16 protein-coding genes are annotated in these 14,805 nt (G+C 63.4%); 4 read left to right on the top strand and 12 right to left on the bottom strand.

The window, feature by feature from the left end; all coding sequences use genetic code 11:
• Positions 1-117: 117 nt before the first annotated feature.
• The 10 genes from A4R29_RS18325 to A4R29_RS18280 all read right to left on the bottom strand — a co-directional run bounded on the left by A4R29_RS18325 (position 118) and on the right by A4R29_RS18280 (position 8,962).
• Positions 118-999: an AAA family ATPase gene (locus A4R29_RS18325; RefSeq protein WP_063172537.1), complete on the bottom strand. Its 882-nt coding sequence runs from the start codon at positions 997-999 to the stop codon at positions 118-120.
• A 7-nt stretch (positions 1,000-1,006) separates the two neighbouring features.
• A complete protein-coding gene (locus A4R29_RS35375) occupies positions 1,007-2,011 on the bottom strand; it encodes a xanthine dehydrogenase family protein molybdopterin-binding subunit (protein ID WP_063168525.1) in 1,005 nt (334 codons plus the stop codon).
• A gap of 1 nt (position 2,012) precedes the next feature.
• Positions 2,013-3,380, bottom strand: a complete 1,368-nt coding sequence (locus A4R29_RS35370) for a xanthine dehydrogenase family protein molybdopterin-binding subunit (RefSeq protein WP_027160700.1) — start codon at positions 3,378-3,380, stop codon at positions 2,013-2,015.
• Between the two features lie 13 nt (positions 3,381-3,393).
• Positions 3,394-3,876 carry a (2Fe-2S)-binding protein gene (locus A4R29_RS18310; RefSeq protein WP_027160699.1) on the bottom strand — a complete coding sequence of 161 codons (483 nt, stop codon included), beginning with the start codon at positions 3,874-3,876 and terminating at the stop codon, positions 3,394-3,396.
• 59 nt (positions 3,877-3,935) lie between these two features.
• Positions 3,936-4,730, bottom strand: a complete 795-nt coding sequence (locus A4R29_RS18305; protein WP_063172536.1) for an FAD binding domain-containing protein — start codon at positions 4,728-4,730, stop codon at positions 3,936-3,938.
• A 12-nt stretch (positions 4,731-4,742) separates the two neighbouring features.
• The gene (locus A4R29_RS18300) at positions 4,743-5,186 is read right to left on the bottom strand and encodes an SRPBCC family protein (RefSeq protein ID WP_013530850.1); all 444 of its coding nucleotides are present in this window, start codon (positions 5,184-5,186) and stop codon (positions 4,743-4,745) included.
• A gap of 132 nt (positions 5,187-5,318) precedes the next feature.
• Complete coding sequence (locus A4R29_RS18295) at positions 5,319-6,146, bottom strand: AraC family transcriptional regulator (protein ID WP_063172535.1); 828 nt, start codon at positions 6,144-6,146, stop codon at positions 5,319-5,321.
• 179 nt (positions 6,147-6,325) lie between these two features.
• Positions 6,326-7,093 (bottom strand): SDR family oxidoreductase, encoded by a 768-nt coding sequence (locus tag A4R29_RS18290; RefSeq protein WP_027160696.1) that lies wholly within the window; start codon positions 7,091-7,093, stop codon positions 6,326-6,328.
• Positions 7,094-7,180: 87 nt separating this feature from the next.
• Positions 7,181-8,179 carry an ABC transporter permease gene (locus tag A4R29_RS18285; RefSeq protein ID WP_063172534.1) on the bottom strand — a complete coding sequence of 333 codons (999 nt, stop codon included), beginning with the start codon at positions 8,177-8,179 and terminating at the stop codon, positions 7,181-7,183.
• A gap of 42 nt (positions 8,180-8,221) precedes the next feature.
• Positions 8,222-8,962: an ATP-binding cassette domain-containing protein gene (locus A4R29_RS18280; protein WP_013530854.1), complete on the bottom strand. Its 741-nt coding sequence runs from the start codon at positions 8,960-8,962 to the stop codon at positions 8,222-8,224.
• A 466-nt stretch (positions 8,963-9,428) separates the two neighbouring features.
• On the opposite strand from A4R29_RS18280, the gene A4R29_RS18275 reads away from it, so the two are divergent.
• Both A4R29_RS18275 and A4R29_RS18270 read left to right on the top strand, forming a co-directional pair.
• Complete coding sequence (locus A4R29_RS18275) at positions 9,429-10,418, top strand: sugar-binding protein (RefSeq protein ID WP_013530855.1); 990 nt, start codon at positions 9,429-9,431, stop codon at positions 10,416-10,418.
• 198 nt (positions 10,419-10,616) lie between these two features.
• A complete protein-coding gene (locus A4R29_RS18270; protein ID WP_024501539.1) occupies positions 10,617-11,399 on the top strand; it encodes a FadR/GntR family transcriptional regulator in 783 nt (260 codons plus the stop codon).
• A 24-nt stretch (positions 11,400-11,423) separates the two neighbouring features.
• Here A4R29_RS18270 and A4R29_RS18265 read toward each other — a convergent pair whose 3' ends face one another.
• On the bottom strand, positions 11,424-12,362 hold the full coding sequence (locus A4R29_RS18265; RefSeq protein WP_063172533.1) for an NAD(P)-dependent oxidoreductase: 939 nt from the start codon (positions 12,360-12,362) through the stop codon (positions 11,424-11,426).
• Between the two features lie 119 nt (positions 12,363-12,481).
• On the opposite strand from A4R29_RS18265, the gene A4R29_RS18260 reads away from it, so the two are divergent.
• Together A4R29_RS18260 and A4R29_RS18255 are read left to right on the top strand one after the other, a co-directional pair.
• A complete protein-coding gene (locus tag A4R29_RS18260) occupies positions 12,482-13,378 on the top strand; it encodes an NAD-dependent epimerase/dehydratase family protein (RefSeq protein ID WP_063172532.1) in 897 nt (298 codons plus the stop codon).
• 308 nt (positions 13,379-13,686) lie between these two features.
• On the top strand, positions 13,687-14,463 hold the full coding sequence (locus A4R29_RS18255; RefSeq protein ID WP_024501538.1) for a FadR/GntR family transcriptional regulator: 777 nt from the start codon (positions 13,687-13,689) through the stop codon (positions 14,461-14,463).
• A 14-nt stretch (positions 14,464-14,477) separates the two neighbouring features.
• Here the strand turns inward: A4R29_RS18255 and A4R29_RS18250 are convergent, their stop codons facing one another.
• Positions 14,478-14,768: a DUF3175 domain-containing protein gene (locus tag A4R29_RS18250; protein ID WP_027160693.1), complete on the bottom strand. Its 291-nt coding sequence runs from the start codon at positions 14,766-14,768 to the stop codon at positions 14,478-14,480.
• Positions 14,769-14,805 lie beyond the last annotated feature (37 nt).

The following is a 14,805-nucleotide window of genomic DNA, read 5'->3' as shown; positions in this document are numbered from 1 at the left end:
CGACGTCAGCGATTAGCGAAAGCGGGGATGACATCCGATCTCCCCCCTTGAGGGGGAGATGTCCGGCAGGGCAGAGGGGGGCGCTGTCCCGCCAGCCTTGCGAAATGACCTCCCGCGTCACGCCAGTGCCTCCTCGACGATCCGGCCAAGCTCCGGTGCGATGTAGGAAAGGTCTTCCTCGTCCTTGATCAGCACGCCGATGGCGCGGCGGAAGGCTTCCGGCCACGGGCTGCCGCCCTTCTCCAGGATGGTCGCGGCATTGGCCCATTCGACGGCCTCGGCAATACCCGGCGGCTTGGCCAGCGGCCGGGCGCGGATGGTCTGCACGGCCGCCGCCACCGCGCGCGCCGTTACCTCGGCCACATTGCCGGCGCGCAGCATGATGATGGCGGCCTCGCGCTCGGCGTCGGGATAGCCGATCCAGTGGTAGACACAGCGGCGGCGCAGCGCCTCGGCAAGCTCGCGGGTGCGGTTCGAGGTCAGGATGACGATCGGCTGTGCCGTGGCGCGGATTGTGCCGCGTTCGGGAATGCTGATCTGGAAATCGGAGAGGAATTCCAGAAGCAGCGCCTCGAATTCATGGTCCGAGCGGTCGATCTCGTCGACCAGCAGCACCCGCTGCTCCGGCGCCTTCAGCACCTGCAGCAGCGGCCGGGCGATCAGGAAACGGTCTTCGTAGATGTCGATCTCATGCTCGCCGGCGTGGCGAATGGCGAGCAGCTGGCGTTGATAATTCCATTCGTAGAGCGCATGCGCAGCGTCGATGCCTTCATAGCATTGCAGCCGCACCAGATCGCGGCCGAGCAGCGCGGCGATCGCCTTGGCCGCTTCCGTCTTGCCGACGCCTGGTGCGCCTTCGAGCAGCAGCGGCTTCCCCAGCCGGATCGCCAGGAAGATCGCGGTCGCAAGACTGTCGTCGGCCAGATAGCGCGAGGCGGCAAGATGCTGCGCCACCGCCTCCGGTGAGATTGCGACAGTCTCGGCGCTTGTCCCGTTCATTCCACCCTCAGTTCGCCGCTTGCGCCTTCAGCGCGCGCAGGATGCGCTCCGGCGTGATCGGCAGCGTGTCGATGCGCACGCCGACAGCGTCGAAGACGGCATTGGCGACCGCCGGGATCTGCGGGTTGGCGCACATTTCGCCCGGCCCCTTGGCGCCGTATGGCCCGTCTGCCGATGGACGCTCCAGCACGATGATCTCGGTCTCGGCGAGGTCGCCGGGGCCGGGCATCAGATACTGGTTGAAGTCCGTGCCGCCATGGTCGCGGTTGGGATAATAGGGCTCGGTCGTCTCGTAGAGCGCATGGCTGATGCCCATCCACGAACCGCCGACCAGTTGCTGTTCGACCATTTTCGGGTTCAGCGCGCGGCCGATCTCGAAGACGTTCTTCACAGTCAGCACGGTGACCGCGCCGGTCTCGTCGTCGACCTCGACCTCGGCCACGGTGCAGGCATGCGCGTAGCAGGTCGACGGCTTCATCGCGCCGGTTTCTTTCTCCGGATAGGAGCGCGGAATCAGGAACATGCCGCGGCCCGAGATCGAGCGGCCGCGCTTGAAATGCGCCGACAGCGCGACATCGAAGATCGAGATCGATTTTTGCGGGGCGCCCTTGACCAGGATGTTGCCCTGGCCGTCTGTCTCGAGGTCGGAGGCGTTCACCTCCAGTTCCTCGGCGGCCACTTCCAGCATCACCTGCCGCGCTTCCCTTGCCGCCTGGATGACGGCGTTGCCGGCGCGGTGCGTGCCGCGCGAGGCGAAGGTGCCCATGCAGTGCGGGCCGGTGTCGGTGTCGGCGGTGTCGACGACGACGCGGTCTGTCGGCACGCCGATGGTCTCGGCGCAGATCTGCGCCATGATCTGCTTCATGCCCTGCCCGAGATCGACCGATGACAGCGTCACCATGAAATTGCCTGTCGGCGTCGAGTGCACCAGTGCCTGCGTCGGGTCGCCGCCGAGGTTCATACCGGTGGGATAGTTAATCGCGGCAACGCCGCGTCCGCGCCTGATCGCCATCTCAAGCTCCCTTCACGTAGGAGGACATCGCCAGGTACTTTTCCGCCACCGGCCAGTTGGCGGCGCGCGAGGCTTCCTGCATGCATTCGATCAGCGCGGCGCCCTCTGTCGGCTGGCGGTGCGCCTTCATGTCGCCATCGCGATAGGCGTTGATGAAGCGGAATTCGAGCGGGTCCATGCCGATCAGGCGCGCCAGCTTGTCCATCTGCACCTCCAGCGCGAAATCGCCGATGGTGACGCCGAAGCCGCGCATGGCCGACGACGGCGTGCGGTTGGTGTAGACGCAGTAGGTGTCGATCCAGACGTTCGGAATAGTGTAGGGGCCGGGATAATGCCCCGCGCCCTTCTGCGCGCCATAGGGCGAGTGGCGCGAATAGGCGCCGGCATCGGTGTATCCGGTGACCTTGCGCGCGACGATGCGGCCATCTTTCATGACGCCGTCCTTGATGACGACCTTTTCAGCGGCGCGCGGCGACGAGATCTGCATCTCCTCCTCGCGGCTGTAGATAAAACAGACTGGTCGTCCTGTTAGTTTTGCGCCGAGGATGGCGATCGGCTCGACGATGACGTCGACCTTGCCGCCAAAACCGCCACCGACTGTGCCGCCGACGAAATGCAATTTGCTGCCCGGCATCTGCAGGATGATCGAGGTGTTGTCGAGCGTGAAGAACATCGCCTGCGTGTTGGTATAGCAGGTGAAGCGGTCATTGCCCTCGGGCGCCACCACGCAGCCGGTGGTCTCGGTCGGCGCGTGCTCGATCGGCGAAGACTGGTAGCTCTGCTCCAGTATGTGGTCGGCGCCGGCGAAGCCCGCCTCGACATCGCCGAAGCGCACCTTGCGGCACTCGCCGCTATCATAGAGGTAATAATTCTGGCCGTGATATTCGTTGACCAGCGGCGCGTCGGGTTTCAGCGCCTCTTCCATGTCGAAGACGGCCGGCAGCACCTCATAGTCGACCTTGACCTTGGCTGCGGCCTCTTGTGCCGCGCGCTCGGTTTCGGCCAGCACCGCCACCACGGCCTCGCCCTTCCAGCGCACCTTGCCGTCGGCAAGCACCGTCTCGTCCTCCGGCCCGATCTGGATCAGGATCAGGATGGTGTAGACATTGTGCGGCACATCCTTGGCGGTCAGAATTTTCACCACGCCTGGATGTTTCTCCGCCTCGGAGGTGTCGATCGAGCGGATGCGGGCATGGTGATGCGGGCTGCGCACCATCTTCAGGTGCAGCATGCCGGGAAAGTTGCGGTCGGCGAAAAAGGCGGTCTTGCCGGTGACATGGCCGGGTGAATCCGAGCGCGGCCGCGGCTGGCCGATCTCGTGCAGATCATCCTTGCGGACATCGGCGAAGTAGTTCTTGCGCAGTTCCATTGTTTTGGACCCCTCAGGCCGCGTTCTGCGAATTGGCGCGGGCGGCGGTCAGCACCGCCTGGATGATCGGCTCGTAACCGGTGCAGCGGCAGATGTTGCCCGACAGCGCCTCGACCACCTCGTCGCGGCTGGGATTGGGCGTGTGGTCGAGCAGCGCCTTGGCCGCCATGATCATGCCCGGCGTGCAGAAGCCGCATTGCGTGGCGAACGTGTCGAGGAAGGCCCGCTGCAACGGGTGCAGCACGCCGCCTTCCGCAAGACCGGATGTCGTGGTGATGGTTGCACCATTGCAGGTCTCGGCCAGCGTCAGGCAGGAGAGCCGGAGTTCGCCGTCGATGATGACCGAACAGGCGCCGCAGGTGCCCTGATGGCAGCCGCCCTTCGGCGAGGTGTCGCCGATCTTGTCGCGCAAGGCGTGCAGCAGCGTCGTGCCGCTGTCGATGAATTCGGCCTTTTCAGAACCGTTGAGCGTGAACTGAACCGGGATCTTTGCCATGTTTTCCTCCTTGCGCGCCTGCCCGAACCAGCGGACAGACGCGCGCCCCCGAACAAATATTATGCGAGCAGCAACCGGCCGAGATGAACCGGCAGGACTTCGGCGCGATACCAGGCGCTGGCGATCGGGTCGGTGATGGGCGAGGTGCCATCACCGGCCGCGGCCAAGGCCGGCGCGATGCCGTCAGCGGTCAGCGTTCGGCCGATCAGCGCTTTTTCCGCCGCCCTGGCGCGCATGGGCCGATCCGCCATGCAGCCGAGCGCGATCCGCGCCGAGGTCACGGAGCCATCCGACGACAGTTCCAGAGCACCGGCTATGCTGAGCACGGAGACGCCCTTGGGCTTGACCCTCGACACTTTCAGGAAGCGGAAACTGTCGGCCTTCGGAAGCGTGAAGCTCACGGAAGTGACGACGACGCGGCTGCCGCCCCGATTGGCCAGAAAAGTCTCGATCGGCGTTTCACCGTCATCGGTGCTGACCGTCGCATCGAGCGCCAGCAGGGCAACAGCGAAATCGCCATACGGGCTCGGGGCAAAAAGATTGCCGCCGACGGTCGCCATGTTGCGGATGGCCGGGCCTCCGACGGCACGGGCGGCCTTGGCGAGCGTGCCAAGCTCCGGATGGTCGGCGATCGCCGCCATCGTCACCGAAGCGCCGATGCGGACTTTATCGCCGGCAACGGCGATGGTGGACAAAGACGGCTCGGTCGACCTGACAAGGCCGGAAACCGAAACGTCGCCTTCATTGGCCGCGCGGACGACCAGCGTGCCCCCGCCGAGATAGCGTGTGCCCTGGGCTTTCAGTGCCGCGCTAGCGTCCTTCACCGTTGCAAAAGTCTGCAGTGCCAGCGCCATGGTTGGCTCCTGTCAGCTCTGGCCGGCGAAATGGCTTTTCAGGGCGTTGAAGCCGCCCTGAAAGACATTGGCGCCCATGCCCTCGGCCAGCTTGTCTGCCTCCTCGGGCGCGGCGTCGAAGCTGGCAGTCCATTCGGCGTAGGTGCGGTCGCCATCGGTCACGCGCCGCAGCTGCAGGGTCGCCTTGTGGTTGGTCAGCGGCTGCGGCGTCTCGAGGATGGAGTAGCTGACCAGGAAATTCTGATCGGAGAAGTCGAGCAGCTTTTCGCGCAGGCGGGCGCCGCTGGCGAGCTGGAAATTGCGCACGCAGCCGATCGTGGTGGCATCCTTGCCGTCTTCAATGTGGCTTTCCACCATGCGCGGATGCCAGTCCGGCAGCCCGTTGAAGTCGCGTATGCGCGCCCAGACCTTTTCGACCGGCGCGTCGATGACGCTGGAGATGGTGACTTTGGCCATTCAAAATGTTCCCTTGCAAAAGCGATCCGGTGCAAGGGTAGGGCGGCCATTTCAGCGACGCTTATCAATGCGTCTTGAGCGCCTATCAAGGAGTCTGAAAAAGGGCGGGGAGTCTGAAAAAGGGCGGCTGGTTCAGGCGATCGCCCGCGCGGCCTCGCGGTAGAGCGTCGGCGGCACGCCGACATGGTCACGGAAGAAGCGCGAGAAATTGCCTTGCGTGGTGAAGCCGAGATTGCAGGCGACCGAGATCAGCGGTTCCTGCGACCATTGCAGCTGCCGCACCGCTTCCTCCATGCGCAGCGTGTTCCAGTAGACATTGGGCGTCAGATTGGTCTGTTCCTTGAACAAAGCGAAGAAATGCGGTCGCGACAGCCCGACGCTGCGCGCCACATCGTCGAAGCAGATGCGCTCGCAGACATTGGCCTTCATCAGCTGGATTGCCTTGCGGACACGAAAATCCTGCATGGTGTTGATGCGGACACGGCCCTCCTGCGGCGCCGAGGCGTCGGCGGCGTCGAGCACGCTATCGATGAAACGCTCGATCTCGTAGTTGGCGATATCGTCGACGCTCTCATTGTCGCTGAGGTGGTCGAGCAGATTGGCGGCGGCCTGATGCAGCCACGGTTCCAGCGTGATCGCGGCTTGTGAAAACAGCGGCGCCGACGAAGGCAGGTCGCGGCGGCGCCGCGCCCAGTCGGGATCGATGTAGAAGGCGAGAAACAGACCGGGCGTCCCGTTTTGCGACAGAACATGGCTGTGCGGCTGGAAGGAGTTGATGCCGGCGGCCGTTCCAGGCCCAAGCCGGACGGTCTCGCGGCCGATGGTCATTTCGCCGGCCGTACCTTCCAGCCAGATGATGAGATGGGCCTCGACATGGGCATGGGTGACGAAGTCGCTTGCGACATTCAGGATAGAAACATGTCCGAACCGGCCCCAGTAGAGCCTGATCGCTTCCGTCATGGGTATATCCTCCCGCAGGCGACTGGCCTCCCTTCGCCTGCAGTGGGGATTGTGCGGCCGAGTTCGGGGCCGCGTCAAGACGCGCGCGGGCGGCGAGGGCGAATGACGGCCAGTGAGGCCGGATTTTCAGACTGAGCGATAGGCACTGGAACGAATGGCGGTCGGGAGAATTGCCAACCTCAAACCGAAGCCGTCATGCCGCCATCGACATACAGCGTATGGCCGTTGACGAAGGACGAGGCATCTGACGCCAGAAACACGGCGGCGCCGATCAACTCGTCGACATTGCCCCAGCGCCCGGCCGGCGTGCGCTTTTCCAGCCAGGCGGAAAATTCGGGATTGTCGACCAGCGCCTGGTTCATCTCGGTGCGGAAATAGCCGGGCGCGATCGCATTGATCTGCAGGCCGTGTTTGGCCCAATCGGCGCACATGCCCCTTGTCAGGTTGCGGATCGCGCCCTTGGTGGCGGTGTAGGGCGCGATGTTCGGCCTTGCCAGTTCGCTCTGCACCGAACCGACGTTGATGATCTTGCCCTTGCCGCGCGGGATCATGTGGCGGGCGACCGCCTTGGCTGCATGGAAGGCGCCCGACACATTGGTCTTGAACAGGCGCTCCCATTGCTCCTCGGGAAAGTCCTCGAGCGGGGCGCGGAATTGTATGCCGGCATTGTTGATGAGGACGTCGATGGCGCCGATCTCGGCCTCGATGCGGGCAATGTCCTCGTTGACCGCCTGAAAATCGGTGACGTCGAATACCGAGGCGTGCGCCTTGAAGCCGGCGTTGCGCAGCTTTTCGACGGCGCTGTCGATCCTGGCGGCGTCGCGGCCGTTCAGCACCACGCTTGCCCCATGTTCGGCCAGGCCCCGAGCCAGCGCGAAGCCGATGCCCTGGCCGGAGCCGGTCACCAGCGCCAGCCGGCCCTCGAGGCTGAACAGGGAGTTGGCCATCAAACCGTCTTTTGTTTGACCATGATCTCCGGACAAACGGTTCCGTTTGTCCGAGAAAACCGGTTTCCACTTTTCGGGATCATGGTTCTAGTCGCTGCGGCGGAAATTGCGGATGCGGTCGAACAGCACCGCCAGCAGGATGGCGCCGCCGATGAAGACGCCTTGCCAGAAGGCATTGATGCCGAGCAGGCCGAGACTGTTGCGGATCACCTCGATCAGGGCCGCGCCGACGATGGCGCCGAAGGCGGTGCCGACGCCGCCGGCCAGATTGGCGCCGCCGATGACGGTGGCGGCGATTACCTGTAGCTCCATGCCGGTGCCGAGATTGGTGGTGACGGCACCCAGCCAGCCGGTCTGGATGATGCCCGCAATGCCCGCCGACAGCGCCGAGATCATGTAGACGGCAACCTTGATCTGGCGCACCGGAACGCCGGTCAGCGTTGCCGCGTGCTCATTGCCGCCGATGGCGAAGATATGGCGGCCGAACTTGGTCCAGCGCAGGATGAAGCCGGTGATCAGCGCCAGAAGGATCATGTAAAGCACCGGGTTGGCGATGCCGAACACCCAGGCGCCGCCGCCCAATGACAGAAGCTTGGCATGGTCCGGCCCGAACTGGAAGACCACCGTGTTGTTGGAGGCGACCATGGCGAGGCTTCGGGCGATCGACAGCATGCCGAGCGTCACCACGAAGGGTGGAAAGCCGAGATAGGCGATCAGCACGCCGTTGAAGGCGCCAATGGCGAGCGCGGTGGCAATCGAGGCCAGGATGCCGACCTCGATCGAGTAGCCGGCATGCATGGTGACGGCCAGCACCATCGACGACAGGCACAGCACCGAGCCGACCGACAGGTCGATGCCGCCGGTGATGATGACGAAGGTCATGCCGAGCGCGATGATGGCGACGAAGGTGATGTTGCGGGTGATGTTGTAGAGGTTCTTCGAGGTGGCGAAAGCGTCGGTGGCAAACGACAGGAACACGCAGGCAAGGATGACCGCGATCACCACCCAGAAAGTCTGGCTGGCAAACAGTCTCGCGGCCAAGGATTGCTGCTTATGCTCGATCGGCTGGTCAATTGTCCGTGCCATCGTCGACCTTCATCTGCTGTGCGTGGTGGAATTCGCTTGAAATCAAACCTGTTCGATAGCGCCGGTGATCAGCCCCGTGACTTCCTCGGGCGAGCTCGACGCAATCGTCTTGTCGGCGACCTTGCGCCCGCGCCGCATGACGATGACGCGGTCGGCGACGGTGAACACGTCGGGCATGCGGTGGCTGATCAGAACGACGGCGATGCCCTGATCGCGCAAATGGCGGATAAGGTTCAGCACTTCGGCGACCTGGCGCACCGAGATCGCCGCCGTCGGTTCGTCCATCAGCACGATCTTGGCCTGCGACAGCATGGTGCGGGCAATCGCCACCGCCTGGCGCTGGCCGCCCGACATCTGCTTGACGAGGTCGCGCGGACGGGTCTCGGACTTCAATTCGGCGAAGAGCTGGCCGGCACGCTTGTACATCGAGGCATAGTCGAGGATCCGGAACGGCCCGACGCCGCGCCGCAACTCACGGCCGAGATAGACATTGGCGGCGGCAGTCAGATTGTTGCAGAGCGCAAGGTCCTGGTGGACGATCTCGATGCCGTGCTGGCGGGCTTCCGCCGGCTTGTGCAGGATCAATTCCTTGCCGTCCATATGCATGGTGCCATGGCTCGGGCGGAAATTGCCAGCGATCATCTTGACCAGCGTCGACTTGCCGGCGCCGTTGTCGCCCATCAGGCCGACCACCTGTCCGGGCTCGATCGACAGCGAAACGTCGTTGACGGCCTGGATGGCGCCGAAATGCCTTGAGATGTTGGTGAGTTCGAGAACCGCCACCAGCCTTTGCCTCCCCGTGTTTTGCGACCTGCAGCTGTTACCGGCGTGGATGCCGACGCTGCTTTGGCCTCGCTCTCCCCGGCTCCTCCCGAAGACGGCGTTAGCGTTCTTTTACGCAAAAGCCGGCGCACGTCAATCAATTGTCGGACGAATTGGGCCAGGACTATTTTAAAAATCCGTTTTGTAGGACAAATAGCATTGACGTTGGCGCCAAGCCGATATTAGCTAAGCGTCGGAGGAGATTATACCGATCCCCGCTGGCGGTTCGCCGGCCGGAATTGGCGGAGGTTTGACGGTCCAGGATCCGGCGGCACCTGTGTGTGAGCTGATCTGAAGCCGAATCTGGAAATGCTTATCGATCTGTCCTGGCGACACGAGCGCTCGCGAAACGACCCTCGGTCATCACGCATCCGGTCGATCTGTATGGCGGGCACGCCGTGTCCGTTTGTTTCAAGGGAGGACTGACATGAGGAAAACACTTTTGCTCGCCGCCGTCGCCGCCATGGCGTTGGGTGCCGGGCCGGCTTTGGCCAAGAAACAGCTCGTCATTGTCGTGAAAGGTCTCGACAATCCGTTCTTCGAGGCCATCCACCAGGGCTGCGAGAAATGGAACAAGGAAAACGCCAGCTCGGAATATGAATGCTTCTACACCGGTCCGGCGTCGACTTCGGACGAGGCCGGCGAGGCGCAGATCGTCCAGGACATGCTGAGCAAGGCCGACACGGTGGCGATGGCGATCTCGCCGTCCAACGCGCCGCTGATCGCGCAGACGATCAAGAGTGCCAATCCGTCGATCCCGATCATGACGGTCGACGCCGATCTCAGCAAGGAAGACGCAGGCCTTCGCAAGACCTATCTCGGTACCGACAATTACCTGATGGGCAAGAAGATCGGCGAGTACATCAAGAAGGGCAAGCCGAATGGTGGCACGATCTGCACCATCGAAGGCAACCCGGCAGCCGACAACATCCTGCGCCGTGCGCAAGGCATGCGTGACGCACTGTCGGGCAAGGAGGGCCTCGCCGCACTTGCCGGTGAAGGTGGCTGGACCGAAGTCGCCGGCTGCCCGGTGTTTACCAATGACGATGGCGCCAAGGGCGTGCAGGCGATGACCGACATCCTCGCCGCCAACCCCAAGCTGGACGCCTTCGGCATCATGGGCGGCTGGCCGCTGTTCGGCGCGCCGCAGCCCTATCGCGATCTGTTCGGACCGCTCAAGGACCGGATCGCCAGCAACGACTTCGTCATCGGCGCCGCCGACACGATCGGCGACGAGATTGCGATCGCTCGTGATGGCCTTGTAACGGCTCTGGTCGGCCAGCGGCCGTTCGAAATGGGCTACAAGGCACCGTCGGTGATGATCGACCTGATCGAAGGCAAGGCAGTCGCCGATCCGGTGTTCACCGGCCTCGACGAGTGCACCAAGGATACGGTCGACACCTGCATCCAGAAGTAGGTTCTCGATTTCGGGGCGCCCGGCTGCGGGCGCCCCGTCATTCCTGGACGGAAGCGATAATTCCCGAGCGGACGCAATGATTGGGGCAACCGGCTCCGGCTTTGCTGCGCCCGTGATCTGGATTTTTCGGCAACGAGATCGGCGCCCGTGCGGTTCGGACCAGTCCGGACGACAGACGGTCGACGCATTGGAACGTGGATGCCGGACGAGAAGTCAAGCAAGCGAACCGACCGGGCCAAGGCACAAGCCGGCCACGGCCCGGCTGTCATGCGCAAGGCCGGTGCCGCGCATTTTGCGGGAGCGAGCGTCCATGTCTCGCTGGCCGGCGAGATCGGCCTGCGGATCGTGCGTGGCGACTATCCGCCCGGCACCATCCTGCCCAACGAGTCCAGATGGGCCGAGATCTTCAATGTCAGCCGTTCGGCGGTGCGCGAAGCCATCAAGATGCTGATGGCGAAAAGCCTGTTGGCCTCACGCCCCAAGATCGGCAGCTGGGTCGAGCCGAAGGAGCGCTGGAACCTGCTCGACCGCGACGTGCTGGCCTGGTACGCGACGGCGCCCGACCGCGAGGCGTTCCTGCGAACCGTGCAGGAGTTTCGTCATATCATCGAGCCGGAAGCATCGGCCTTTGCCGCCATACGGCGCAGTGACGAGCAAATGGCGGAAATCAGCCAGGCCTGCCGCGAGATGGGCGAGGCTTTGAGCCTGCAGGAGCGTATCCGCGCCGATACGCGCTTTCATCTGGCCATCCTGCGCGCCTCCGGCAACGACCTTCTGGTGCCGCTCGGCGTGCTGATCGAATCGGCGCTCGACCATCTCTTCGCATTCACGACACAGCAGGTCGCCGATCAGCGCCAGGCGCAGAAGCTGCATGAGGCAATCGAAAAGAACATCCGCCTGCAGCGCCCGGCCGCCGCGCGCAACGCCGTGCACAAGCTGCTTGCGGATACCGATGAAGGGATCGGGCGCTGGAGGCGGTGATCGGCGCCTGCGTTGGGCAATCGGTTAAATGGTCTGCTTCTTGCCATCCTTCATCGGCATCAGGTCGACGCCGTTCACCTTGCCGATATGCGTTGCCAGCATCGGTACGAATTGCTCGGCCGGGCCGGTTGCATGGGCACCGGCGAAGGCGTTCTTGGTGGCGTTGCCGAGCGGGTTGGCAATGCCGGCCGCACCCGCCATCGATTCCAGATAGGTCAGGTCCTTGAAGGCATTGGCGATGGTGAATTTGTGCGCGTCGCGGTCACCGTCCAGCGTCCAGCGCATGAAGGTCTGGTAGAAGCCGCAATCCATGCGGCCATTGCGGATGACGCTGTCGAAGCGCGGCGGCGAGATGCCGACCTTCTCAGCCAGTGCCAGTGCCTCGGAATAGATCGCGGCGTAGCCGAGCGAGATGAAATTGTTGAGCAGCTTCATGCGATGGCCATCGCCGGTGCCGCCGATATGGACGATGCGGCCGGCCCAGGTTTCGATTACCGGTTTCACCCTGGCAAAGAGGGCGTCCGGCGCGCCGACCATGGCGTCGAGCGTGCCTTCCCAGGCTTCCTTCGGCGTGCGGCTGAGCGGTGCGTCGACAAAGTCGATGCCGAGCGCCTTGAGTTCAGCGGCAAGCGCAATGGTCGAGACGGGGTCGGAGGTCGAGCAGTCGACGACGACGGAACCTTTCTTCAAACCCTCCTTGAGGCCGCCCGGGCCGCGAATGATGGCTTCGACCTCGCGCGAACCGGTGACGCAGATGAAGACGATTGTCGATGCCGCCGCCACATCGCGCGAGGTCGATGCTTCGGTGGCGCCGCGGCCAAGCAGGTCTTCCGCCGGCTTGCGGTTCTTGCGGCCGAGAAAGGTCAGGCTGTAGCCCTTGTCGACGATGTTCTTGGCGATCCCGTGGCCCATCAGGCCAAGCCCGATGAAGCCGATCTTTTCGCTCGCGGCAGTCGTGTTCATGTCTTCAAGTCCTGTTGCAATGATTGATGTCAGGCGCTGCCGTTTTGCAGGCGAGGGTGGTTGCGGATGGCGATATTGTCTGACAATACACATAAATTCCTGAGGATGTGGAGAGCAAAATGACGAAGCGGATCATGTTCACCGGCGGCAGCGGCAAGGCCGGACGCCATGTCGTCCAGTATCTGGTCGAGCAAGGCTGCCAGGTGCTCAACATCGACACCAGGCCGCTCGACAACCCCAAGGTGCGCACGCTGATCGCCGACATCACCGACAGCGGGCAGGTGTTCAACGCACTGTCGAGCTATATGGGCCTGCATGAATTCGACCCCTCGCTGCGTCCGCAGCCGGTCGATGCGGTGGTGCATTTCGCTGCCATCCCGCGCATCATGATCACCACCGACAACGAGGTGTTCCGCATCAATGCGCTCGGCACCTACAATGTCATCGAGGCGGCGGTTAAGCTCGGTATCCGAAAGGTAATCATCGCCTCCAGCGAGACCACCTATGGACTGGTCTTCGCCAACGAGCCGCGCGATCCAAAATATTTCCCGCTCGACGAGGAGTATGACGTCGATCCGATGGACAGCTATGCTTTGTCCAAGGTCGTCAACGAGAAGACGGCGCGGGCCTTCGCGCAGCGCAACGGCACCGACATTTATGCCCTGCGCATCGGCAACGTCATCGAGCCGCACGAATATTCGCTGTTTCCGAAATGGTTCGCCGATCCGGGTTTCCGCAAGCGCATCGCCTGGAGCTATGTCGACGCGCGCGACCTTGGCCAGATCACGCTGCGCGCCATAGAGAAGGACGGGCTCGGCTATCAGGTGTTCAACGCGGCCAATGACGACACCTCGTCCGACCTGCCGACAACCGAACTCTTGAAGCGGTTCTACCCCGGCGTGCCGGTCAAGGCCGAACTCGGCGAATACGAGACGCTGCTCTCCAACCGCAAGGCGCGTGACGTGCTGGGCTTCCGCCCGGAGCATAGCTGGCGCAAATACGTCAAGCAGGCCTAGGCATGTCGACATTCAGGTGATGCCGGCCTGCGAATGACGGCTTTCTGCGCTTCCGGCCTTCGCCGGCCGAAGCACTTATGAGTGGTCGTGGCAGTCAAGGCTACGGCCGGCGTAGGCCGGTGCTCACGTACCCAAAAGTACGCTGCGCTCCGGTTCTCGAAATCCGTCATTCTCGGCTCGGCCTGACCTGAATATCGACATGCCAATCAAGCGGCGGATCGGGGCTGATCTGTGCACAGCGGGCAGCTTTGCGATGCAAGCCGCTTGCCGCGCTTGACAGCCTGCTTAATACGGACTTTCTGGACCCCATGCGGGACGCGAAGCCGAACAAGGAAAAATCGTTGGGGAAAGCGGCCTCCGGGGACCGTCCGGGCGGCGTTCGCCGGGCGGACGCCGCGCGTATTCCCGGCTCCAGCGTCCACGCCTCGCTGGCCAGTGAAATCGGCCTCAGGATCGTGCGCGGCGATTATCCGCCCGGCACCATCCTGCCCAATGAAGCGAAATGGTCGGAGACCTTCAGCGTCAGCCGCTCGGCGGTGCGCGAAGCGATCAAGATGCTGATGGCCAAGAGCCTTTTGGCCTCACGTCCCAAGATCGGCAGCTGGGTCGAGCCGAAGGAACGCTGGAACCTGCTCGATCGCGATGTGCTGGCCTGGTACGCGACGTCGCCGGACCGCGAAGTGTTCCTCAAGACCGTGCAGGAATTCCGCCACATCATCGAGCCGGAAGCGACCGCGTTCGCCGCCATGCGAAGAACCGACGAGCAAATGGCCGAGATCAGCCTGGCCTGCCGTGAGATGGGCGCGGCGACGAGCCTGCAGGAGCGGACCCGCGCCGACACGCGCTTCCATCTCGCCATCCTGCGGGCTTCGGGCAACGACCTGCTGGTGCCGCTCGGCGTACTGATCGAATCCGCCTTCGATCATCTCTTTGCCTATACGACACGGGAGATCGACGATCTCAACCACGCGCAGAAGCTGCACGAGGCGATCGAGAAGAACATCCGCCTGCAGCGCCCCGACGCGGCGCGCAATGCTGTGCGCAAATTGCTCGCCAACACAGACGGCGTCATCCGCGCCCGGTAGGGCTGGACGGGCCGCTAATCATCCTTGTCACGTCCGAAGGCGCTGCGCAGCTCGCCCTTGGCGTCCTCAAGCACTTTTTTGCGCGCGGCAGGCAAGTTCTTGCCGGCGCGGTTGATGTAAAAATTCAGCATCGACATGGCGGATTGAAAAGGCTCGGCCTTGCGCCTGTGGCTGTGTTCGGCGGATCGTTTCAGCGAGGCGGCGATCTTCCTGGCGTCGTCGGATTCGAAGACGTGATCCTCAAGATCCATTGCGTTGCTGTGCTCGGTCACCTCGGCCGACCATTTTTTCCTGGTGGCGGTCATCGCAGGACTCCTTTGCGGGGTGGTTGCCGGGAAACTC

The sequence above is a fragment of the Mesorhizobium ciceri biovar biserrulae genome (genome assembly GCF_001618845.1).
Classification (GTDB): Bacteria; Pseudomonadota; Alphaproteobacteria; order Rhizobiales; family Rhizobiaceae; genus Mesorhizobium; species Mesorhizobium ciceri.
This window is presented reverse-complemented; position numbering and strand designations above follow the sequence as displayed.

What these genes read in the sequence shown, in the direction of transcription:
- A4R29_RS18325 (WP_063172537.1), bottom strand. Translation starts at nt 999, where the DNA reads ATGAACGGGACAAGCGCCGAGACTGTCGCAATCTCACCGGAGGCGGTG.
- A4R29_RS35375 (WP_063168525.1), bottom strand. Translation starts at nt 2,011, where the DNA reads ATGGCGATCAGGCGCGGACGCGGCGTTGCCGCGATTAACTATCCCACC.
- A4R29_RS35370 (WP_027160700.1), bottom strand. Translation starts at nt 3,380, where the DNA reads ATGGAACTGCGCAAGAACTACTTCGCCGATGTCCGCAAGGATGATCTG.
- A4R29_RS18310 (WP_027160699.1), bottom strand. Translation starts at nt 3,876, where the DNA reads ATGGCAAAGATCCCGGTTCAGTTCACGCTCAACGGTTCTGAAAAGGCC.
- A4R29_RS18305 (WP_063172536.1), bottom strand. Translation starts at nt 4,730, where the DNA reads ATGGCGCTGGCACTGCAGACTTTTGCAACGGTGAAGGACGCTAGCGCG.
- A4R29_RS18300 (WP_013530850.1), bottom strand. Translation starts at nt 5,186, where the DNA reads ATGGCCAAAGTCACCATCTCCAGCGTCATCGACGCGCCGGTCGAAAAG.
- A4R29_RS18295 (WP_063172535.1), bottom strand. Translation starts at nt 6,146, where the DNA reads ATGACGGAAGCGATCAGGCTCTACTGGGGCCGGTTCGGACATGTTTCT.
- A4R29_RS18290 (WP_027160696.1), bottom strand. Translation starts at nt 7,093, where the DNA reads ATGGCCAACTCCCTGTTCAGCCTCGAGGGCCGGCTGGCGCTGGTGACC.
- A4R29_RS18285 (WP_063172534.1), bottom strand. Translation starts at nt 8,179, where the DNA reads ATGGCACGGACAATTGACCAGCCGATCGAGCATAAGCAGCAATCCTTG.
- A4R29_RS18275 (WP_013530855.1), top strand. Translation starts at nt 9,429, where the DNA reads ATGAGGAAAACACTTTTGCTCGCCGCCGTCGCCGCCATGGCGTTGGGT.
- A4R29_RS18270 (WP_024501539.1), top strand. Translation starts at nt 10,617, where the DNA reads ATGCCGGACGAGAAGTCAAGCAAGCGAACCGACCGGGCCAAGGCACAA.
- A4R29_RS18265 (WP_063172533.1), bottom strand. Translation starts at nt 12,362, where the DNA reads ATGAACACGACTGCCGCGAGCGAAAAGATCGGCTTCATCGGGCTTGGC.
- A4R29_RS18260 (WP_063172532.1), top strand. Translation starts at nt 12,482, where the DNA reads ATGACGAAGCGGATCATGTTCACCGGCGGCAGCGGCAAGGCCGGACGC.
- A4R29_RS18255 (WP_024501538.1), top strand. Translation starts at nt 13,687, where the DNA reads ATGCGGGACGCGAAGCCGAACAAGGAAAAATCGTTGGGGAAAGCGGCC.
- A4R29_RS18250 (WP_027160693.1), bottom strand. Translation starts at nt 14,768, where the DNA reads ATGACCGCCACCAGGAAAAAATGGTCGGCCGAGGTGACCGAGCACAGC.